The organism is Zestosphaera sp. (genome assembly GCA_038843015.1).
Lineage (GTDB): Archaea > Thermoproteota > Thermoprotei_A > Sulfolobales > NBVN01 > Zestomicrobium.
This window is the reverse complement of record JAWBSH010000002.1, coordinates 216,139-233,907: the sequence shown is the minus strand read 5'-3', so window position 1 is coordinate 233,907 and position 17,769 is coordinate 216,139. Positions and strand designations below refer to the sequence as shown.

The window sequence follows — 17,769 nt, the reverse complement described above, 5'->3', positions numbered from 1 at the left end:
CATTATACCTAAGCCTACTCACCGCCATAACGTTAGACATCTTTATAAGTGCTTGAACCTCCTCATCTTGCTCGAGAAACTCGTAGGCTCGCCTCAATAACTCAGAAGTCTCTACATGCTTGACCACCAGCGCAGGACCCACCACAACCACATCATACACCAACATAAGATAAGAACACACTCAATTTAAAGAGACCCACACAACCCTAGAAGCAACGGTTTAAGGAACACGATCTTTCAGATGCCGCCAAAATCATCTAGGATAGCGATTCTAACTCGCCCTAGGTTTCTGTAGGTTTTTCTAGGACGGGTTGTGCCTCTTGCCCGCGGTTCACTGTGGCTACTAGCCACTCCACGCGGGGGTCATGGAAACCCTTCAAGCCTAACGGCACGGGACTCACATCTAGTTCCATCCTTAGGTGGCTTGAAGTATTTCTCATCATCATGAAAAATCCTACAAAACCCTTATAAACCCAACACACTAAAACAGTTGCGAACCCTAGATACCGAGAAGCGTGAAGGCCTCTATCTAAGAGGGCGAGTCGACGCTAATGAGGCCTACTAATTTTCCTCTATGAATTTCCTAACCTCTCCTGACCAATTAACGCTAGGTCTGGACAAATCCATCTTTGCTCTTAATTTTTCGGCTCACGAACAGAGACAATACTCAAGCGTAGACATCATCGCAATAGATTTGTGTATTTGTGTTAGGGTTTTCCGATTCCGGAACAAATGATAGGAAAAGAAGGTTGCTTATCTTAGAGAACTTAAAAATCGAATTAAGTATAGTATATGTGGGGTGAAGTCAGCGTGGCGTCTTTAATTAAGTTGAAGCTCTCGATGCTTGGGTCCATAGCGTTAGTAATAGGCGTAACAACACTGATAATATCAGCTATACTGAGTTTATTCTTTTACGGCGTGGACGCAGTAACTCTACTGACGTTTATTCTGATATTCGTCGTAGGTATTCACTTCATCCAGTGGTTAATCAGTCCTTGGATCATAGAAGCACTCTATAAGGTTAAGCCAGTCAGTAGTACGGGAGACTTATGGGTTGCCGAAATGGTTGAGAGGGTTGCTAAAGCTTCAGGGCTTAAGAAAGTCCCTAAAGCTATGATATCTTACTTGGGAATACCTAACGCTTTCGCGTACGGTAATTTCTTGAGCGGATATAAAGTGGCTGTTACACGAGGACTTATAGAGAACCTACCTCGTGAAGAAGTAGAGGCCGTAGTAGCTCACGAGATAGGACACATAAAACACAGGGATGTAGAAGTAATGATGATTATAAGTATCTTGCCAGCTCTGATTTACTGGCTTGGCAGGATACTCATGTATTCAGGCTTTTTCAGCTCGGGACGTAGTAGAGATAGTAGGTCAACGCCAGTGCTTGCTTTCTTGGTAGGAATGGTTCTAATAATCATATCTTTCCTGAGTAACCTGATAGTCCTCTATATAAGCAGACTCAGAGAATACTACGCTGACTCCAACTCAGTACTCACGTTGTCTGAAGGCGGCAGAAACCTCCAGAGAGCTCTCGCAAGGATCCTCGTAATGTCAGGAGCCGTAAGCAGGTCCAGGGCCAGAGACATTAGTAGCGCCACTAAACTTAAGGCACTACTTATATCAGACCCTGAATTAGGCATAGGATCTATAAGAACTTACGACATTGACGAAGTAGTTGAGTGGATCAAATCCCAGAAAAAGATATCTCCTCTAGAGATATTCTCGACTCACCCAGACCCAGCAAAGAGGCTAAGATTCATTGACAGACTAGAACAAGAAACTACTAAAACTAAGTACACATTACTTCGAGTTTAATATAGTCTTTAATAGGAGTGAAGGGGAGTAAATGTCTAGTAGTCTTAGGCGGGTATATACCGCCTTTACTAACGTACTCCATTATCTCAGACTTGCTGAAAGCTCTCCTCACTAGCACGCAATCTATTTCACTTTTGCGTAGATCTTCTGAAGCGTCTGAAAGCAGGCCATACCAAGTAAGTCTTATTAAATCCTTTACAGTGAGTTCATCAAGTACCCTCAGTACACGCCTCTGAACTTCGACATCCCCCTCTATAGACACGCACCCGCCACTCTTATCAAATATTAAGAAGGCCTTGTTAATTAAGTCTTCATCAGTGACTAAGTCAACACTCAAATCACACTTCTTAATATCTAGCATTAACTCACGCAATCTGCTGAGAAGCAACTCAGGTTCTCCGGAAAAAGCAGGGTACCAAGTAAAGACTTTAATTTTAGGATCAAAATAATCTACAATTACTGAAGGTATTTTCCTACACCCTAACTTTATGAGGGCTGCCCACCTGTGATGCCCGTCTACTATGAGATACTTGCTACTGCCTGGTATAGGCGCTACTATTATGGGCATGTCAAGAGCGTCATGTTCTTCTATATTCCTAATTATATCACTTAATCTTTCTGTGACTATCTCTTCATGAGGCAATAGAATGTCCGCGTCAAGCAACACGTACTTTAGCCTGACAGCAGGTATATCATATTTAGGTATCTTCACGCGGACTTTCTCTACTGATGACAATAAATAACCACCTTGCTACTGTCGTTAACTTACTTGAGTTCCTTGATTAACTCCAGAATTTTCTTAACAGCGTCTATACCGGCCCTTTCTTGAGCTTCTTCTGTTGAGGCGCCTATGTGTGGCGTTAAAACAACGTTGTCAAGTTGTGTTAGTGGGTGGTTTGGTGGTAGTGGTTCTTCTTCGTATACGTCTAGTCCTGCTCCTGCTATCCATCCTTCATTTAATGCTTTTATTAGTGCTTTAGTGTCTACTACGGCTCCTCTAGAAGTATTTATTAGTATTGCGTTCTTCTTCATCAACTTCAACAAACCCTCACTAACCAAACCCCTAGTCTCAGAAGTAAGAGGAACATGAACACTAACAACATCAGATTCTCTGACTAGGGTCTCTAAGTCCACATACGTGGCGCCCAGCTCCTTCTCTACCTCAGGACTTGCTCTATAAACGTCGTAATATAGTATCTTCATGCCCAGACCCTTAGAAGCTATTGCGGCAACCTCTCTACCTATCCTTCCGAAACCGATTATGCCTAGCGTTTTACCCTTGAGTTCTACCCCCTCAGCTTCTTTCTTAACCCACCTACCCTCACGCATCTTTCTATCAGAGTATGCTATCTTCCTAGCTACGGCAAGCATCAAACCTATAGCTAGTTCAGCCACGCTCCTCGTTGGTGCCTCAGGAGTATTGATTACTTTAATGCCCTTGGCTTCAGCTACTTTAACGTCAATGTTGTCTAGTCCTACGCCTGCCCTCGCTATTATCTTTAGCTTCTCAGCTTTACTTATTACTTCAGCAGTAACTAATGGCTTACTCCTGACTAATAAGATGTCTATGTCTGTCACTAACTCACTAAGCTCTTTTTCTGAGGGATACTCTCTATACACTACTTGAATACCAGCGTCCTCAAGCAATTTTACAGCGTCTTTATGGATTGGAGCAGCAATTAGTGCCTTCATTTTCTACTCACCCACCCGAGCTCTACCAACACTTCTTTGATCACGTCTAGTACCTCTTCTATGTATTCTCTAGGCATGTAGCCCATGTGACCTATCCTGAAAGAAGTCTTCTTAAATTTCCCGTAACCAGCTGCTATCTCATAACCCCTTTCGCGAACCCTGCTGTAAACCTCGTAGCCGTCAATACCTTCAGGAGACTTGACGGAGGTTATGGTCGGCGACTCATAACCCCTCCTAGCAAAGAGCTCTAGACCCAGCCCCTTAACCCCTTCTCTAACCATCTTAGCTCTCTCAGAATACATGGAGAGCCAGACACTCTTACCGCCCATCTCATCAACTACTCTCAACATGACGTTGAGTCCTATTATCTGAGGTATTGGCGGCGTTGAAGGAGTTGACCACTCTTTCTCCTGGTAGTGCAGATACTTCAGTACGTCGAAGTACCAACCTCTATTAGGTATAGTCTCAGCCTTCTTTAAGGCTTCCTTACTGAATATCCCGATAGCAAGACCTGGAGGAACGCCGAAAGCTTTCTGACTACTCGTGAACACCACGTCGAGATCCCATGCGTCAAACTTTATCTCAGCAGCCCCCATAGCTGAGACAGCGTCTACGAAGACTAGCTTACCATGTTTCTTAGCGACTTCAGCTAATTCCTTAAGCGGGTTCAAGACACCTGTGCTAGTCTCATTATACGTTATGGTCACAGCCTCTACTTCAGGGTGTTTTCTTAAAGCTTCATCCAGCTCTTCCGGGAAGACGGGCTCACCAGCATCCTTCTCTAAAGTAATAGCCCTCCTACCATTACTCTCGACTACTTCTCTATACCTAGAACCAAACTCACCTATTATTGTAGTGAGAACACTGCCACCTAACGAAACAAAATTTCTCACACTAGCTTCCATTACTCCAGTACCACTACTAGGGAACAAGATAACAACGCCTTCATCAGCCTCAACAAACTTAGCTAACCTCTCAACAGTATCTTTGTGTAGCTCCCTATACTCTTTAGACCTGTGACTAAACATCTGAAGTTTCATGACCTCAAGAACTTCTGGAAAGCATGCGACAGGACCTGCGGTAAAAAGCTTGAGAGGTCTTGGCCAGACAATCTTCTGGACCTCGTCAATCACCTTACGGTTTAGTCTTTCTTGATTCAAAGCATACACCAATAAATTATTTTCATATATTAAGTTAATAATTATTGTTTCTACTGAACAAGTCAAAAACAGAAGACTTCATTCACTGGAAGCGAACGTAATATTTAAAGGCAGTTAGGTAAGTACTCAATTTCTATTTTTGAAGCTACACCCTTACTGAGACTTATTTCGGCTCCCTTAACTTCTAAGATGATGAAGCCTCTGTTATTATGTTTAACTAGCACTTCCTCGCCAGGCACTATCCCCATCTGATAAAGTCTTGTTGAGAGACCCCTACCCGCACATACTCTACGCACGCGCACTCTACAGCCTTCTGGCACCCCAGAAAGAAGAGATACGGACTCACTCACTACAAGACACCTCCTTAACGTATATAGTCTCTCCCTCTTGATAGGTAAACACTATCTCAGTATTAGGAGTGCTTACTGAAACCCCCTTAGAACCCAGACCCTTAACACGTATCACGCAAGGGTACCCACAATTAGATTTAGAAAGCTTATCTAAGACAGTGCTTAATTCGACGTATAAGTGTGTTATCTCGTAACACTTGTTTGCGGCAGTTTTAGTAAGTGGTATTACTTGGTTGTAATCGTCTATACTTAATTCTCTCACGAATGATATGAAGTAGCGTAGACTTGGCTTACCTAATTTGAGGTATATTGCTTCAACAACTTCATCAGGTAAGTGTTCCATCTTGTGCGCGAGGTAGTGCGCTTTAAGCTTATCAAAACCTAGGAAGTCAGTGAGGAATACTTCTATAACTGCATGCTTCCTCAATATCTTCTCAGCTACTTTCCTGCCTAACTCACTTAACTTAACCCCTCTATACCTATTCAGAACTACAAACTCGCTTTCTCGTAATTTCTTCAAAACTTTACTTACAGTACCTTCTTTCAGTCCTAATTCTCTAGCAATCTGAGAAGTCTTAGCCTTCCCATAAAGCACTTCTAGACGGTACACCGTGAGTATGTAGTCTTCTACAGACTCGCTCAAGTCTTTTGTCCTCACCCTCTGACACCAAAATAATTGTGTTAGAGGAAATAAAATTTAGACTTCTCTAAGTTTTAAGATCTCTAAAGAATTCCTTAATATATTTGATAATCATCAAGACATCGTCGTCACTCAAGCCCGGATGCATCGGGAGTGAGAGGACGTGCTTAGACGCTTCTACAGAGTTATACAGCTTCTTATTCATGATCAGATACTCTCTCAGAGCTGGCTGCATATGTATGGGATGAGGGTAGTGAACCGCTGTCTGCACTCCTCTATTCCTGAGGAACTCACTCAACTTATCTCTAACACTACTGCCGTGGACCCATACCGTGTACTGATGATAAACGTGTTTAGCGTAAGGCTTTTCTGTAGGAAGCCTCAGCATCTCAAGTCTTGAGAGTTCATCGCTGTATATCTTGGCTATAGCACGTCTCCTCTCATTCATCATATCTAGTTTAGCTAGTTGGATATACCCTAGAGCTGCTTGAAGGTCTGTTATCCTGAAGTTCCACCCGATCACTGAGTGAAGGTATTTCTCTACTTGTCCGTGATTTCTCTGAAGCTTGACATACTCAGCTATGCTGTCTTCGTTAGTTGCTACAGCACCTCCTTCACCCATAGTCAGGTTCTTAGTAGCGTAGAAGCTGAAAGCTGATACAGTGCCTAAAGACCCTGTCTTGAACCCCTTGTACTCAGCTCCGTGTGATTGTGCACAGTCCTCAATCAAGAAGATATTCTTGCCATCCAGAACATCTCTCACTGAGTCTACATCAGCTGGTTGACCATAGAGATGTACTAGTATGACGGCCTTAGTTTTCTCTGTGAGCCTCTTTTTTAAGTCGTCAGGGTCTATGTTGTAAGTCTCTAAGTCAATATCTACTGGAATCACCTTACCTCCAGCTAGCACGACCGATGACGCGGTCGCAAAGAATGTGAAGTCAGGTACTGCAACCTCATCACCGGAGCCGATGCCTAAAGCTTTAAGAGCTAAGTAGAGAGCTACTGTACCGTTACTCACCGTGAGAACGTGTCTTACCCTCAAGTACTTAGCGAAAGAATCTTCAAAAAGGCGAACATACTCTCCAGCAGCTAAGTTACCACTCCTCAAAACCTTAATAACTTCCTGCACTTCTTCATCTGTTATGTAGGGTGCGTTAACCTTAATCATCACTAAAGACACCACTTTAAAGTTTCGTAACTATAAATAAAGTCTTAGCTTGCTGAAATCCCTAACTCAGATTAGGGGAGTTTTTATTGCAGTCTTCACGTCTAGGTAGTCACAAGTACTTTGAGGATAGCATGTAGTTATTAACTTTCTGAAAATACTGGTTGACTGCCTGATGAAGTATCTGGGGAGTCCGGGTATTCCGAAGGATAGCATGAGTGCTCTTCTAGTGTTTTTGCTTACCGTGTAGAGTTTATTTCTCTTCGAGAAGAGTACGTAGACAGGTCTGTTAGCGCTGTCTGCCAAGACTAACTCATAACCTGAGAGTTCTAAGAGTGATTTAAAACCTGGAATTACTTCGTGTTTAAAGGCTTTACGAAGTATTAAAGGGAGACCTACTTTATCCCTATCTACTACGAGCGTTGGTATGAATGTCTTCAACTCTGTTATGTACCTAATCCCTTCAAGATCGTTTCTCACTCTAGCGAAGGGGTTTCTAAGGAATGTCCTAGCCAGATTCTCGGGAGAATATCCTGTCTTGCTATAGGGTGCCTTAAGATAGCTCTTCAGGAAGTCCTTGTATGTTTGAGTATAGTGAGCCAAGTCTTTCCTGAATTCTTCAGAAGTTCTTAGTAGTCTAGTTATATTAGTTAATTCTTGCTTGACGTCAGGTCTATTAAGACTCACACTAAGATCTCTGCATTCGAGAACTTCTATGTAATTACTTGACAAGTCATGGAGTAGCTTGCGATACCTCATGAACTTACGTCAACCCCACACCGTACTCACTCTAACTTATATAATCCTTACTACCATATTTAACGCTGGAGATTAAGATGAGCTTTAGGCTAGGAATGCCTAAGAAGCCGCGAGAGACAGAGACTCTAGACGTCTTAGTCGTTGGGGCGGGTCCTGCAGGACTCACGGCAGCTCTCTACTGTAAGAGACTAGGACTCAAAACCGCCTGCGTCGGTGAAGACATAGGAGGGACCTTAAACGAGGCAGGCGTAGTTGATGACTATATAGGAGTGCAAGACATTCTTGGTCCAGAACTAGCTAAAAGATTCGTAGATCACGTGAGAAAGTATGAAGTACCAATATATAAAGACTTGGTAGTAGATATTGTGAGAGAAAATAATACATTCAAAATCTTAACTAAGTCTGGAGCAGTCTTCACTACCAAGGCGGTAATCCTAGCTGTAGGTAGTAAGAGAAGAAAGCTAGGTGTTCCAGGCGAGGCAGAACTCGCTGGCAAAGGCGTTACATACTGTGCTGCTTGCGACGCCCCACTATTCAAAGAAAAAATAGTTGCTGTAGTAGGTGGTGGTAACTCAGCCCTCCAGTCAGCTCTACTAATGACTTCATACGCAAGTAAAGTCTACCTCATACACAGGAGAGATTCTTTTAGAGCGTACGACGTGTACGTTAAGTCAGTCACCAACCACCCAAAAATAGAGCTAGTGCTAAACTCTGTAGTCAGGAGTATAGGAGGAGACAAATCAGTTGAGTGGGTAGAAGTAGAAAACTTAGTTACTCACGAAATCAGGAAGATAAGAGTAGATGGTGTGTTAGTAGAGATAGGGTCAGAACCACCTAAAGACTTCTTCAATAAAATAGGTCTTAAACTAGACGAGCACGGTTACGTGATAATAGAACCAGGACAAAAAACAAACATTGAGGGCATATTTGCTGCCGGTGACTGCACGGGCGGACATTATAAAAAGAAGTTTGATCAAGTAGTCACTGCAACAGCTGAAGGCGCTTTAGCAGCCCTATCAGCGTACGAGTACTTAACTAAAATTGGGCTTGAGAAAGGAGAGCGAGGATATTAGTGATCGTTTCCCGTTCTGAAGTCTCCGCAGGCTCTTGAGACACGGCACGAGCTCACACCTGCCGAATATCAGCCGAGAGTTCAATCAATAGTGAGTAGAGGCTTTCCACACCCACCATTACGTGCTGAGGGAGTCAGATAAACCGATTTAGGTTCTTCTCAGGTATTTTATGTTTCCGTCTCTGAAGCCGATAATGATTATGTCTGCCTCATTTAGGAAGAAGCCTGTTTCTATAACTCCTGTAAGACTTTTTAATGTTTTAGCAAACTCTTCTAGCTCTATATTTGCGGGCGGAATTACATCAATTATAATGCCCCCAACGTCACTAGCTATAGGGCCTTTTTTGCCGTTACATTCTCTTGGTGAGGCTTGAGCGCCGAGCTTCCTCAGGTCTCTTAAGATCATTCTTAACGCGTTAGGTAGCACCTCAACAGGTATAGGGTGTCTTGAACCTAGCTTCTCAACTACTTTAAACTCATCAACTATAAAAACTCTTAATTCAGAGTGCTTAGCTAATAGCTTCTCCATAGTTAGAGCTGCTCCACCACCCTTCAACATCCTGCCCTCTAAGTCAACTTCATCAGCTGAGTCTACGTAAAGGTCTAGCTCCTCAACTGCTAAAGGGTTTATGTCTCTATAACCTAGCTCAGCTAAAAACATCGCTGTTTTTGCTGAGGTAGCTACTAAAGACTTACCCTTCAGCAATCCCCTCTCATGAGCTTTTTTAATAAAGAGCTCTGTAGTACTACCAGTTCCTAAGCCTATTAACTCCCGTCCCTGAAGAAACTTAATAGCTTCAGCAACTGCTGCCAAGCGAGCCCGTATTTCTTCCAAGTCTTAACCCCCAAACATATATTAATTACGATTCTAAGGATTAATATGACGTGATGGCTAAAAACACTTAGCTAGAAAATGATGAGGTCCTCGATCTCTGAGAAGTGATGTGAGTAATCCGCACTGATGCTCTTCAGTTCCTATAGTTATGAATTCCTCCTCATGCGGAAGGACTTGGCTTCTGGTCACAAAAAATTTAAAAACTCTGTAGTAGAGAATGCAGAGGGATCCTCACGGCTCTATTCGATATTAGGTGTAGAGATGTAGCTAGAATTCTCGCAGAAGGTCCTAAAACACGAAAGGAAATAGGTATTAAGTTGCGTGAGAAGTATCCTAAGCTCAGAGTACGTGGTGCTTGGATCAAGATAGTGCTACTTACTTGGAATCCTCTAGTAGTGAGGGTAGGTAATGACACGTGGGACTTAAGTGATTTAGGGAAGGCTTTAGTTAAGTTGCCCGGAGAATTAGGAGCCCCTTTAACAACTGAGGAAAAAATATTTATGCTAGGAATGATGATGCTTGACGAAAAACAAAGGAAGATTGTCAGCGAGTTAATACTCACAGGGAAATCTACACATAGTGATAAATGGCTCGTCAGCCAGACCAGGAGAGTCTTAATCCGTATGAATCTGTTAAGTTAGGTAAAGACAGCATCCTATCGTAGATTAAGCTCGCGTCAAGTCTAAGCTTTTTGAGAACTTAAAAAATTAAACAACAATCTTAAGTTAGTCATTCTTAATTTTTCATGAAGAGTAGTGAGATTATGAAGAAAACTTATAAACCTCTCCTCCTTAATATTTAAGTGAGGTGTCTCTTTAGTGAAAGCTAAGGAGGCTCTAGGCTTGGTGATGACTTTTCTAAGCCTCATAATATTTGCCTACGAAATACTCTACATAGGCTTAACAGAGGGAAGCATAGGAGTTAAGGGTGAGGTAGCTCCTGATGCTGTACTGATCTCTACAGGTTTTCTGCTGATTATCTTAGGTCCTGCGCTATGGCTCGGTGAAGTACCTACAAACCTCAAGAAATTAGTTGAGGCTAAGACAGGTAGGAAGTTGAGTTAGGGGTGTTTGTTATGGATGCTGTGCCAGTAATACTCATATTGCTTACCGTTCTGGTTGTGTATGGTTTAGCCTACGTCTTCTACGGGAAGAGACTACTCGAGAAGAAGGTTGCGAGAGCAAGCCCAGACAGAATAACCCCGGCTTACGAGAAGTTTGACGGGATTGATTACGTGCCAGCTAACAAATACGTACTCTACGGACATCACTTCGCCTCAATAGCTGGGGCAGGACCTATCATAGGCCCTGCAACGGCTATGGTGTGGGGATGGGGGCTACCGCTGATATGGGTGCTCTTCGGCAACATATTCATTGGCGCGGTACACGACTACTTATCGATTATGGCTAGCGTCAGACATGGTGGAGTGTCTGTCATGACTATAGGGGAGAACGTAATGGGAAAGAAAGCTAAGTATATATTCCTAGCGTATGTCTGGTTTGCACTCGTGTTAGTCTTAGCAGCTTTCTTAAGCGTAGCCTCATCCACTTTCGTGAGTGTTCCCACCGCGGCAACAATAACAGTAATCTTTATGCCTATAGCACTCCTATTTGGGCTTCTAGTATACAGGACCGGCGTTAGCGTTAAGGTAGGAACTCTAATAGCTGTAGTACTACTAATAGTAGCTTTCTTCTACTCATTAAGTGTCCCGACACACTTGCCATACGAGTCGTGGATAGTCGTGCTCTCACTCTACTCTATAATTGCGGCGGCACTACCAGTATGGTACTTGCTACAGCCCAGAGACTACATAAATGCTTACCTGCTCTGGACTTTCGTAGCGTTAGCAATAATAGGAGCGTTAATAATACCTGACCTCCTATTTACCGGCCCTATATTCACGAGTTTCGTAGCTAAGGGATTAGTAATAGGAGCTGTAGGAGTAGCTGCCGGCAAGGACATAGCTTACTTCTGGCCAACTGTGCCGTTAGTGATTGCGTGCGGCGCGTTATCGGGGTTCCACTCAGTAGTAGGGTCAGGAACTACTTCAAAGCAGTTAGCGAACGAGCTTGACGCGCTCCTCGTAGGTTATGGTGGCATGCTTACTGAGGGAGCTGTTTCTTCCCTCGCCGTAATTACGCCGGCGGCACTTGCCTGGAGTTTTGCGACTCTAGCAGCTAACACGGGACTCCCCGTAGCTGACGCGCTACTCAAGGCCGGAATTAACATCACTAAAACGCCTGAAATAATAGGCTTGGGAGCCGCGGAGAGATTCTACACAGGTTATGGTCTTGAGCAAGCAGTAGCTTGGTCAAGAATATTTGGTTCAGGAGTTTTCATATCTGTCTACACAACGTTTAGGACGTTTGCTGCGTGGGCTCTTGCCTCCTTCGTCATGACGACGCTAGACACGTCTAACAGGCTAGCTAGGTTCGCCTGGAGAGAATTTTTTGACTGGTTGCAACCGAGGAGCAGAGCCGCTTACGCTGTTTTAACTAATAGGTGGGTAGCTTCCATCATACCTGTAGTGCTTGGAGCTATTATGGCCTACCCGCAAATATACGTGCCGGAGCTGGACAGGAAGGTTTACGCATATTCAGTCATCTGGCCTGCTTTCGCAGGAACTAACCAGCTACTAGCAGCTCTAGCTCTGCTTACCGTAGCTTTGTGGGCGTACGCGATACAGAAAGTTAGAGGACGTACTTCACTACTAATAATGATTCCAGCACTCTTCCTCTGGATAACCGTTACGGCAGGCCTCATATGGTGGCTTTACGCTGTAGTACCGGACTTACCACCACTCTATCAAGCCGGTGCAGGAACTATAGTAGCTGTATCAGTAGTGCTCGACTTCCTGCTGATAGGACTCTTCGTAAGCGGCCTCAGGAGAGCTAGATCATAACGCGTTTTTGCATACAAGACTTTAAGCCTTAACCACTATTCTTTCTCTTTTCTCCTAGTTCTCTTAGACTGCTACTAGTTTTATCAAGATTATCCTAGGCATTAATACTACAGGAAGTGGATTAGTAACGAGGTATTCATATCGATTAAGAAAAGTTTTTAGCATTGGTATATATCAGTCGGGGATGCTAATTGAACAATAACTACGTTACTAAGTTGCGTGAGGCCAAGAACGTGGTGGTTGTTGGGGCTGGTGGTGGAGGGGACGTAATATCTGCCTTCGTCTTCTGTAAGATTCTCGAGGAGGTTGTAGGTGTTCAAGAATGTTCTCCGTTAGGGGTTTTATGGGAGAGGTGGGTTGTAGACCCTTATCCCGGACCCGTGCCTGTAGCCAGTATTAAAAATGCTAGGTTAAGTAAATGTGTTTGGGTTAGTGAGGACACATACGTAGGGCGCGGTAAGTATTTTTTCAAGCCTCACACAGCCTACGTAGCCGAGAAACTCAAGAGGGAAGTTCCTGCAGTGACTCTTGAGAGAGGCGTTAGCGGAGTTTACGAGTGCTTCAAGGAATTAATGAGAGATGGGGAGAGCGTCTTAATTGACTTAGACGTCGGTGGCGATATTCTTGCTGAGGGCTGGGAAGACAATTTGTGGTCTCCTCTAACAGACTCCATAACCCTAGCAGCTACGGCTAAGGTCGGGGGGATTGTTGGTGTGACCGCGTTAGGCGCTGACGGTGAGCTCTCTCAAGACATAGTATTGCAAAAGATAAATGAAGTGATTAGTATAGGAGGATATGTTGGCATTATAGGTTTTTGGGAACATCACGCGAGCTTCTACGAAGACTTGATGGATCGTGTTAAGACAGAAGCTAGTAGGGCGCCTTACCTAGCACTTAAAGGTTGTTTGGGGAGCAAAAAGATAAGAGGGGGTAGTAGGACTATAGACGTAAACGCCTTAACCCTCATCACATTCCTCCTCAAGAGTGAGAGCGTCATGAAGATAAACAAGTTAGCTCAAGCAATATCGGATACCGACTCGCTAGCTGAGGCGTGGAGTATATCTAAGAGGCTAAACATACCGACAGAACTAGACCTTGAGGTCGTGGCGTCAAAGATATACGGCGCGGGTCCTGAAGTAAGTCCTGAATGGGGGGTAGTCAGGTCTCTCGTCAAGAGACCACCTAATACTTAAAAACCTCGTAATTACTAATAATGAGTAGGGGGACAGAGTAGCGGGGTGGGGTAGCCAGGTTAGCCCGCGGGGCTCATATCGCCCTCAGTAGACCCGTCCCCCCACCATTTCAACTCACTTGAGGCTCAAGCAACAGACTAGATCTTCTTATAGAGTTTCTCATATTTGGTCAAGTATTTAGCTTCTTGTATCGCTACTTTCTCAATGTTTTCTCTTCGGTTCTCTTCTCATGCGTGGCGAGACATATAATCAACACTTGATTCAAGGACGAGGTTATTATTTTTAGGTAAGACTCGGAAGTACTTCCTGAGAAGACTTGTCATTGCTAGTTAAGTCGAAGGTTTATATTACTTCACGCGATTAAGAGTTAGAGGGTTAGGAAATGGCTTTCGGTCCACCAGCTCTCGGTTACGATAGAGCTATAACGGTGTTCTCACCTGACGGTAAGCTATACCAGGTTGAGTATGCTGCCGAGAACGTCAGGAAGGGTTGGACTACTGTAGCTCTCAAGACAGACGAAGTCGGTGTTTTAGTAGCTGAGAAGAGGAGGATATCAACACTTATAGACATGAACTCAATAAATAAGATATTTCTAGTTGACTCTCATATGGGGGCTTCTTTCGCTGGTTTAGCTGCTGACGGCAGGATCTTAATAGACTATGCTAGGAGAGAAGCACTCAACTACAGGTTCGTGTATGACGAGCCCGCTGACGTAGAGTATGTGGTTAAGGCTGTTTGTGATGTAAAGCAGCTCTACACACAACACGCTGGCGTCAGACCCTTCGGTGTCTCGTTAATTTTCGTGGGCAGGGATAAGAAAGGCATTCACGTTTTTAAGACTGAGATAAATGGGTATTACTTTGCTTACTTAGCTCTAGCTGTTGGGTCTGGGGAACAGCCTGCTATGGAGTATCTAGAGAAAAACTATGATAAGAAAGTGGATAAGGAAGGCGCTATCGAGTTAGCCTTAAAAGCTCTCAGAGCCTCTACCGAGGAAGGCCTCTCTCCAGACTTAATTGAGGTAGGCATAGTAACTTTAGAAGAGGGTATATTCAGGAAACTTACCTATGAAGAGACTGCTGACTTCATACATAAGACAGGTGTTAACAGGTGAGTAGTAGGGAGTACGTGATAGCCAGGCTAGAAAAGAGTGGTTCTAGGTTTGAGATATTAGTAGATCCAGACAAGGCCCTCAAGTATAGAGAAGGAAATTTAAAAGACGTGAATGAGGTCTTGGTAGGAGACATAATATATAAGGACGTTAAGAAAGGAGATAAAGCGTCTCCACAAGAACTTCAGAAAAACTTCGGCACGACAGACGTGAGAATTGTCGCTGACATAATAATAAAGAAGGGAGAACTACAACTAACTACTGAACAGAGGAGAAAACTGCTAGAGCAGAAGAAGAGGCTGATAATAAATTACATTAGTAAGTCCGTGATAGACCCTAAGACTAAGGTTCCTATCCCTCCTCAGCGCATAGAGAAAGCCATGGAGGAAGCCAGGGTCTCAATAGACCTCTACAAGACCGTAGAAGAGCAAGCATCTAAGATAATCAAAGAATTAGTTAAAGTCCTCCCAATAAAGGTAGCTAAGGCGCTAATAACTATTAAAGTACCTCCCGCAACTGCTGGGAGAGCATATAGCGAGTTAAGAAAACTAGGCGACGTCAAAAACGAGAAGTGGTTAAATGACGGCTCACTCTATATGGAGATAGAGATACCTGCTGGGATGCAGAATGATGTGATAGATTCTGTAAATAGGATAACTAAAGGTGATGTGGAGCTGAGTGTTAAGGTGATCTAAGTGAGCACTCAAGTTGAGCAGAAAGTAGAGAGAGTTTTGGTAGCGCCTGGAGATAAATTGGCTGAAGGAGATTACAGAATCTCAACACCAACTACTGCTTACAGAGTAGGGAGTTCCTACTATTCCTCCGTGGTCGGCTTACTCGAACTCAATACTCAAGAAAAGAGTCTTAAGGTAATACCGCTTAAGGGCTCTTACTACCCTAAAGTAGGTGACGTAGTGATTGGGATAGTGAGTGATGTAGGACTTACTAACTGGGAATTAGATATAAGAGCGCCATTCCCAGGAACCCTATACGCGGTTGACTATCTCGGGCGAGCAGTCAATCCTTCTAAAGAAAATCTAAAAGACTTCTTAGACGTAGGCGATGTAGTAGTGGGCAAGGTAGAAGTCTTTGACAGAACTAGAAATCCAGTAATCTCTACTAAGGGTAAGGAGTTTGGTAAAGTTGTTGATGGTGCTTTAGTAGAGATAAACCCTGTTAAGGTTCCGAGACTCATAGGTAAGAAGGGCTCGATGCAGTCATTAATTGAATCAGAAACTAACTGTAAACTAATTATCGGCAACAACGGCAGGGTGATTGTCCTCTGCGAGGATAAGCAATATGAAGACATAGTAGTCAGAGCGATCAGGAAAATTGAGGTAGAAGCACACATATCTGGGTTAACAGACCGTGTGAAGGAATTTATTCTAGTAGAGAAAGTTAAGAGAGGTTTGGTGAAAAATGAGAGGAGAGAAACCTAGGTTAGTAGATGAAGACGGAAAACGTCACGATGGGAGGAAGTTAGACGAGTTGAGACCTACTAAGATGGAAGTCGGTATTCTGAGCAACGCGAGCGGCTCAGCGTACGTAGAGTTTGGCAAGACTAGAGTCATAGCAGCAGTATACGGTCCTAGAGAACCGCCTCAACGCTACATGGTATTGCCGCACCGAGCTGTACTCAGGTGCAGGTATCATATGGCGCCATTCTCTACTGACGAGAGGAAAAACCCAGCACCCTCGAGGAGAGAGATAGAGATTTCTAAAGTGATTAGAGAAGCTTTAGAGCCTGTAGTAATGAGTGAGGCGTTTCCTAGAACATCAATAGATATTTTCATAGAAGTCATTAGTGCTGACGGGGGAACTCGGACAGCAGCTCTCAACGCAGCTTCATTAGCTCTAGCGGATGCCGGCATACCAATGAGAGACCTAGTAGCGGCAGTAGCTGTAGGTAAAGTCAGCGGGTATTTAGTTCTAGATATAGACCAAGTTGAAGATAATTATGGTGAGGCCGACATGCCGGTAGCTATGGCGCCCTCACTCAATATGATCACATTACTCCAGCTAAATGGTGTTTTAACGCCTAAAGAGTTTAATCAGGCCTTAAACCTAGCGCTTAAGGGCATTAACGAGGTGTATAGGCTCCAGAAAGAGACTTTACGTAATAAGTATTTAGTTAGGGTGGAGTAAGATGTCTGTAACTCCTACATCATCAGACTCAATAATACCTAGACTTAAGGCAGAGACTCTCTCAACACTTGTGAAGAAGGGTGTGAGAGCTGACGGGAGAGGTCTAGAAGACTTTAGAGAGTTAAAGATAATTACTGACTACTTGCCTAAAGCCGACGGTTCCGCGTTAGTGAAGCTCGGTGACACGCAAGTATTAGTTGGGGTGAAGTTAGAGCTTGGCTCGCCATATGCTGACGCCCCAGAAGAGGGTGTTTTAGTAGTTTCAGCCGAGTTTGTTCCTACGGCATCACCAGCTTTTGAGCCGGGACCTCCTGACGAGAACGCTATCGAGTTAGCTAGAGTGATTGACAGAGTTTTAAGAGAGTACGGTGTCATAGACACTAGCAAGCTGGTTGTAGTGCCTGGGAGGAAGGTCTGGGTTGTCTGGATAGACATTTACGTGCTAGATCATGGAGGAAATCTAATAGACGCTTCAGCAATAGCTACTCTAGCAGCTTTACTAACGACTAAAGTTCCTAGATATACAGTCACAGAAAATGAGTTGATACAAGTAGATAAGTCATCTTACGCTGGTCTATTACCTGTAATTAAGAAAGCACTTACAGTAACTGTGGGGAAGTTAGGTGATTCACTAATAGTTGATCCAACGATAGAAGAGGAGAAGGTAGTAACTGCTAAGCTAGTTGTGGGAGTCGGTGAGGACGGCTCTATAGCTGGATTGCAGAAGTCTGGCGACGGATACTTAACACTGCAGGAAGTTGAGAAAGCTACTGAGTTGGCTTTAAGGAAAGGTAATGAGTTGATGACGAAAGTTGCTGAGTCTCTTAAGGTACTTGAAGTAGCAAGCTCCTCTCCTGCTGAGGAGGAGAAGAGAGAATCTCCTGAGAATAAGAGTAACGCTTAAAATCTTCAAATAGTTTG

19 protein-coding genes are annotated in these 17,769 nt (G+C 43.8%); 11 read left to right on the top strand and 8 right to left on the bottom strand.

The features are described 5' to 3' along the window. Nucleotides 1–810: 810 nt before the first annotated feature. A complete protein-coding gene (htpX, locus tag QXL29_02720) occupies nucleotides 811–1,821 on the top strand; it encodes a zinc metalloprotease HtpX (GenBank protein ID MEM2283507.1) in 1,011 nt (336 codons plus the stop codon). Here htpX and QXL29_02715 read toward each other — a convergent pair. The 7 genes from QXL29_02715 to QXL29_02685 form a co-directional block, all read right to left on the bottom strand. After that, on the bottom strand, nucleotides 1,796–2,557 hold the full coding sequence (locus tag QXL29_02715) for a DUF5603 domain-containing protein (protein ID MEM2283506.1): 762 nt from the start codon (nucleotides 2,555–2,557) through the stop codon (nucleotides 1,796–1,798). The genes htpX and QXL29_02715 overlap by 26 nt on opposite strands. A gap of 29 nt (nucleotides 2,558–2,586) precedes the next feature. Beyond that, a complete protein-coding gene (locus QXL29_02710) occupies nucleotides 2,587–3,513 on the bottom strand; it encodes a hydroxyacid dehydrogenase (protein ID MEM2283505.1) in 927 nt (308 codons plus the stop codon). Continuing rightward, nucleotides 3,510–4,673 (bottom strand): alanine--glyoxylate aminotransferase family protein, encoded by a 1,164-nt coding sequence (locus QXL29_02705; GenBank protein MEM2283504.1) that lies wholly within the window; start codon nucleotides 4,671–4,673, stop codon nucleotides 3,510–3,512. Before QXL29_02705 ends, QXL29_02710 begins: the two co-directional genes overlap by 4 nt. Before the next feature lie 104 nt (nucleotides 4,674–4,777). Next, a complete protein-coding gene (locus QXL29_02700) occupies nucleotides 4,778–5,023 on the bottom strand; it encodes a FeoA family protein (protein MEM2283503.1) in 246 nt (81 codons plus the stop codon). Next, nucleotides 5,016–5,681, bottom strand: coding sequence for a metal-dependent transcriptional regulator (locus QXL29_02695; protein ID MEM2283502.1), 666 nt, complete (start codon nucleotides 5,679–5,681; stop codon nucleotides 5,016–5,018). The genes QXL29_02700 and QXL29_02695 overlap by 8 nt, the downstream gene beginning before the upstream one ends. A gap of 49 nt (nucleotides 5,682–5,730) precedes the next feature. After that, nucleotides 5,731–6,834: a DegT/DnrJ/EryC1/StrS aminotransferase family protein gene (locus QXL29_02690; protein ID MEM2283501.1), complete on the bottom strand. Its 1,104-nt coding sequence runs from the start codon at nucleotides 6,832–6,834 to the stop codon at nucleotides 5,731–5,733. A gap of 66 nt (nucleotides 6,835–6,900) precedes the next feature. Continuing rightward, a complete protein-coding gene (locus tag QXL29_02685) occupies nucleotides 6,901–7,590 on the bottom strand; it encodes a hypothetical protein (protein ID MEM2283500.1) in 690 nt (229 codons plus the stop codon). Nucleotides 7,591–7,667: 77 nt separating this feature from the next. Here QXL29_02685 and QXL29_02680 point away from each other — a divergent pair, with 77 nt between their 5' ends. Further along, a complete protein-coding gene (locus QXL29_02680) occupies nucleotides 7,668–8,663 on the top strand; it encodes an FAD-dependent oxidoreductase (protein MEM2283499.1) in 996 nt (331 codons plus the stop codon). 147 nt (nucleotides 8,664–8,810) lie between these two features. Here QXL29_02680 and rpiA read toward each other — a convergent pair whose 3' ends face one another. After that, nucleotides 8,811–9,497, bottom strand: a complete 687-nt coding sequence (rpiA, locus tag QXL29_02675) for a ribose 5-phosphate isomerase A (GenBank protein ID MEM2283498.1) — start codon at nucleotides 9,495–9,497, stop codon at nucleotides 8,811–8,813. A gap of 317 nt (nucleotides 9,498–9,814) precedes the next feature. Here rpiA and QXL29_02670 point away from each other — a divergent pair, with 317 nt between their 5' ends. The 9 genes from QXL29_02670 to rrp42 all read left to right on the top strand — a co-directional run bounded on the left by QXL29_02670 (nucleotide 9,815) and on the right by rrp42 (nucleotide 17,752). Further along, complete coding sequence (locus tag QXL29_02670) at nucleotides 9,815–10,138, top strand: hypothetical protein (protein ID MEM2283497.1); 324 nt, start codon at nucleotides 9,815–9,817, stop codon at nucleotides 10,136–10,138. 177 nt (nucleotides 10,139–10,315) lie between these two features. After that, on the top strand, nucleotides 10,316–10,561 hold the full coding sequence (locus QXL29_02665; protein MEM2283496.1) for a hypothetical protein: 246 nt from the start codon (nucleotides 10,316–10,318) through the stop codon (nucleotides 10,559–10,561). 11 nt (nucleotides 10,562–10,572) lie between these two features. Continuing rightward, nucleotides 10,573–12,399: a carbon starvation protein A gene (locus tag QXL29_02660; GenBank protein MEM2283495.1), complete on the top strand. Its 1,827-nt coding sequence runs from the start codon at nucleotides 10,573–10,575 to the stop codon at nucleotides 12,397–12,399. 191 nt (nucleotides 12,400–12,590) lie between these two features. Next, a complete protein-coding gene (locus tag QXL29_02655) occupies nucleotides 12,591–13,592 on the top strand; it encodes a DUF1152 domain-containing protein (protein MEM2283494.1) in 1,002 nt (333 codons plus the stop codon). Between the two features lie 382 nt (nucleotides 13,593–13,974). Next, nucleotides 13,975–14,706 carry an archaeal proteasome endopeptidase complex subunit alpha gene (gene psmA / locus QXL29_02650; protein ID MEM2283493.1) on the top strand — a complete coding sequence of 244 codons (732 nt, stop codon included), beginning with the start codon at nucleotides 13,975–13,977 and terminating at the stop codon, nucleotides 14,704–14,706. After that, the gene (locus QXL29_02645) at nucleotides 14,703–15,398 is read left to right on the top strand and encodes a ribosome assembly factor SBDS (GenBank protein ID MEM2283492.1); all 696 of its coding nucleotides are present in this window, start codon (nucleotides 14,703–14,705) and stop codon (nucleotides 15,396–15,398) included. Before psmA ends, QXL29_02645 begins: the two co-directional genes overlap by 4 nt. Continuing rightward, entirely contained in the window at nucleotides 15,399–16,142 is a 744-nt protein-coding gene (rrp4, locus tag QXL29_02640; GenBank protein ID MEM2283491.1) for an exosome complex RNA-binding protein Rrp4, read from the top strand. It abuts the gene before it with no gap. Continuing rightward, a complete protein-coding gene (rrp41, locus tag QXL29_02635; GenBank protein ID MEM2283490.1) occupies nucleotides 16,123–16,848 on the top strand; it encodes an exosome complex exonuclease Rrp41 in 726 nt (241 codons plus the stop codon). The genes rrp4 and rrp41 overlap by 20 nt, the downstream gene beginning before the upstream one ends. A 1-nt stretch (nucleotide 16,849) precedes the next feature. Beyond that, nucleotides 16,850–17,752, top strand: a complete 903-nt coding sequence (rrp42, locus tag QXL29_02630; GenBank protein ID MEM2283489.1) for an exosome complex protein Rrp42 — start codon at nucleotides 16,850–16,852, stop codon at nucleotides 17,750–17,752. Nucleotides 17,753–17,769: the final 17 nt, after the last annotated feature.

What these genes read in the sequence shown, in the direction of transcription:
- QXL29_02690 (MEM2283501.1), bottom strand. Translation starts at nt 6,834, where the DNA reads ATGATTAAGGTTAACGCACCCTACATAACAGATGAAGAAGTGCAGGAA.
- rrp41 (MEM2283490.1), top strand. Translation starts at nt 16,123, where the DNA reads ATGAGAGGAGAGAAACCTAGGTTAGTAGATGAAGACGGAAAACGTCAC.
- QXL29_02685 (MEM2283500.1), bottom strand. Translation starts at nt 7,590, where the DNA reads ATGAGGTATCGCAAGCTACTCCATGACTTGTCAAGTAATTACATAGAA.
- QXL29_02660 (MEM2283495.1), top strand. Translation starts at nt 10,573, where the DNA reads ATGGATGCTGTGCCAGTAATACTCATATTGCTTACCGTTCTGGTTGTG.
- rrp42 (MEM2283489.1), top strand. Translation starts at nt 16,850, where the DNA reads ATGTCTGTAACTCCTACATCATCAGACTCAATAATACCTAGACTTAAG.
- psmA (MEM2283493.1), top strand. Translation starts at nt 13,975, where the DNA reads ATGGCTTTCGGTCCACCAGCTCTCGGTTACGATAGAGCTATAACGGTG.
- QXL29_02680 (MEM2283499.1), top strand. Translation starts at nt 7,668, where the DNA reads ATGAGCTTTAGGCTAGGAATGCCTAAGAAGCCGCGAGAGACAGAGACT.
- QXL29_02710 (MEM2283505.1), bottom strand. Translation starts at nt 3,513, where the DNA reads ATGAAGGCACTAATTGCTGCTCCAATCCATAAAGACGCTGTAAAATTG.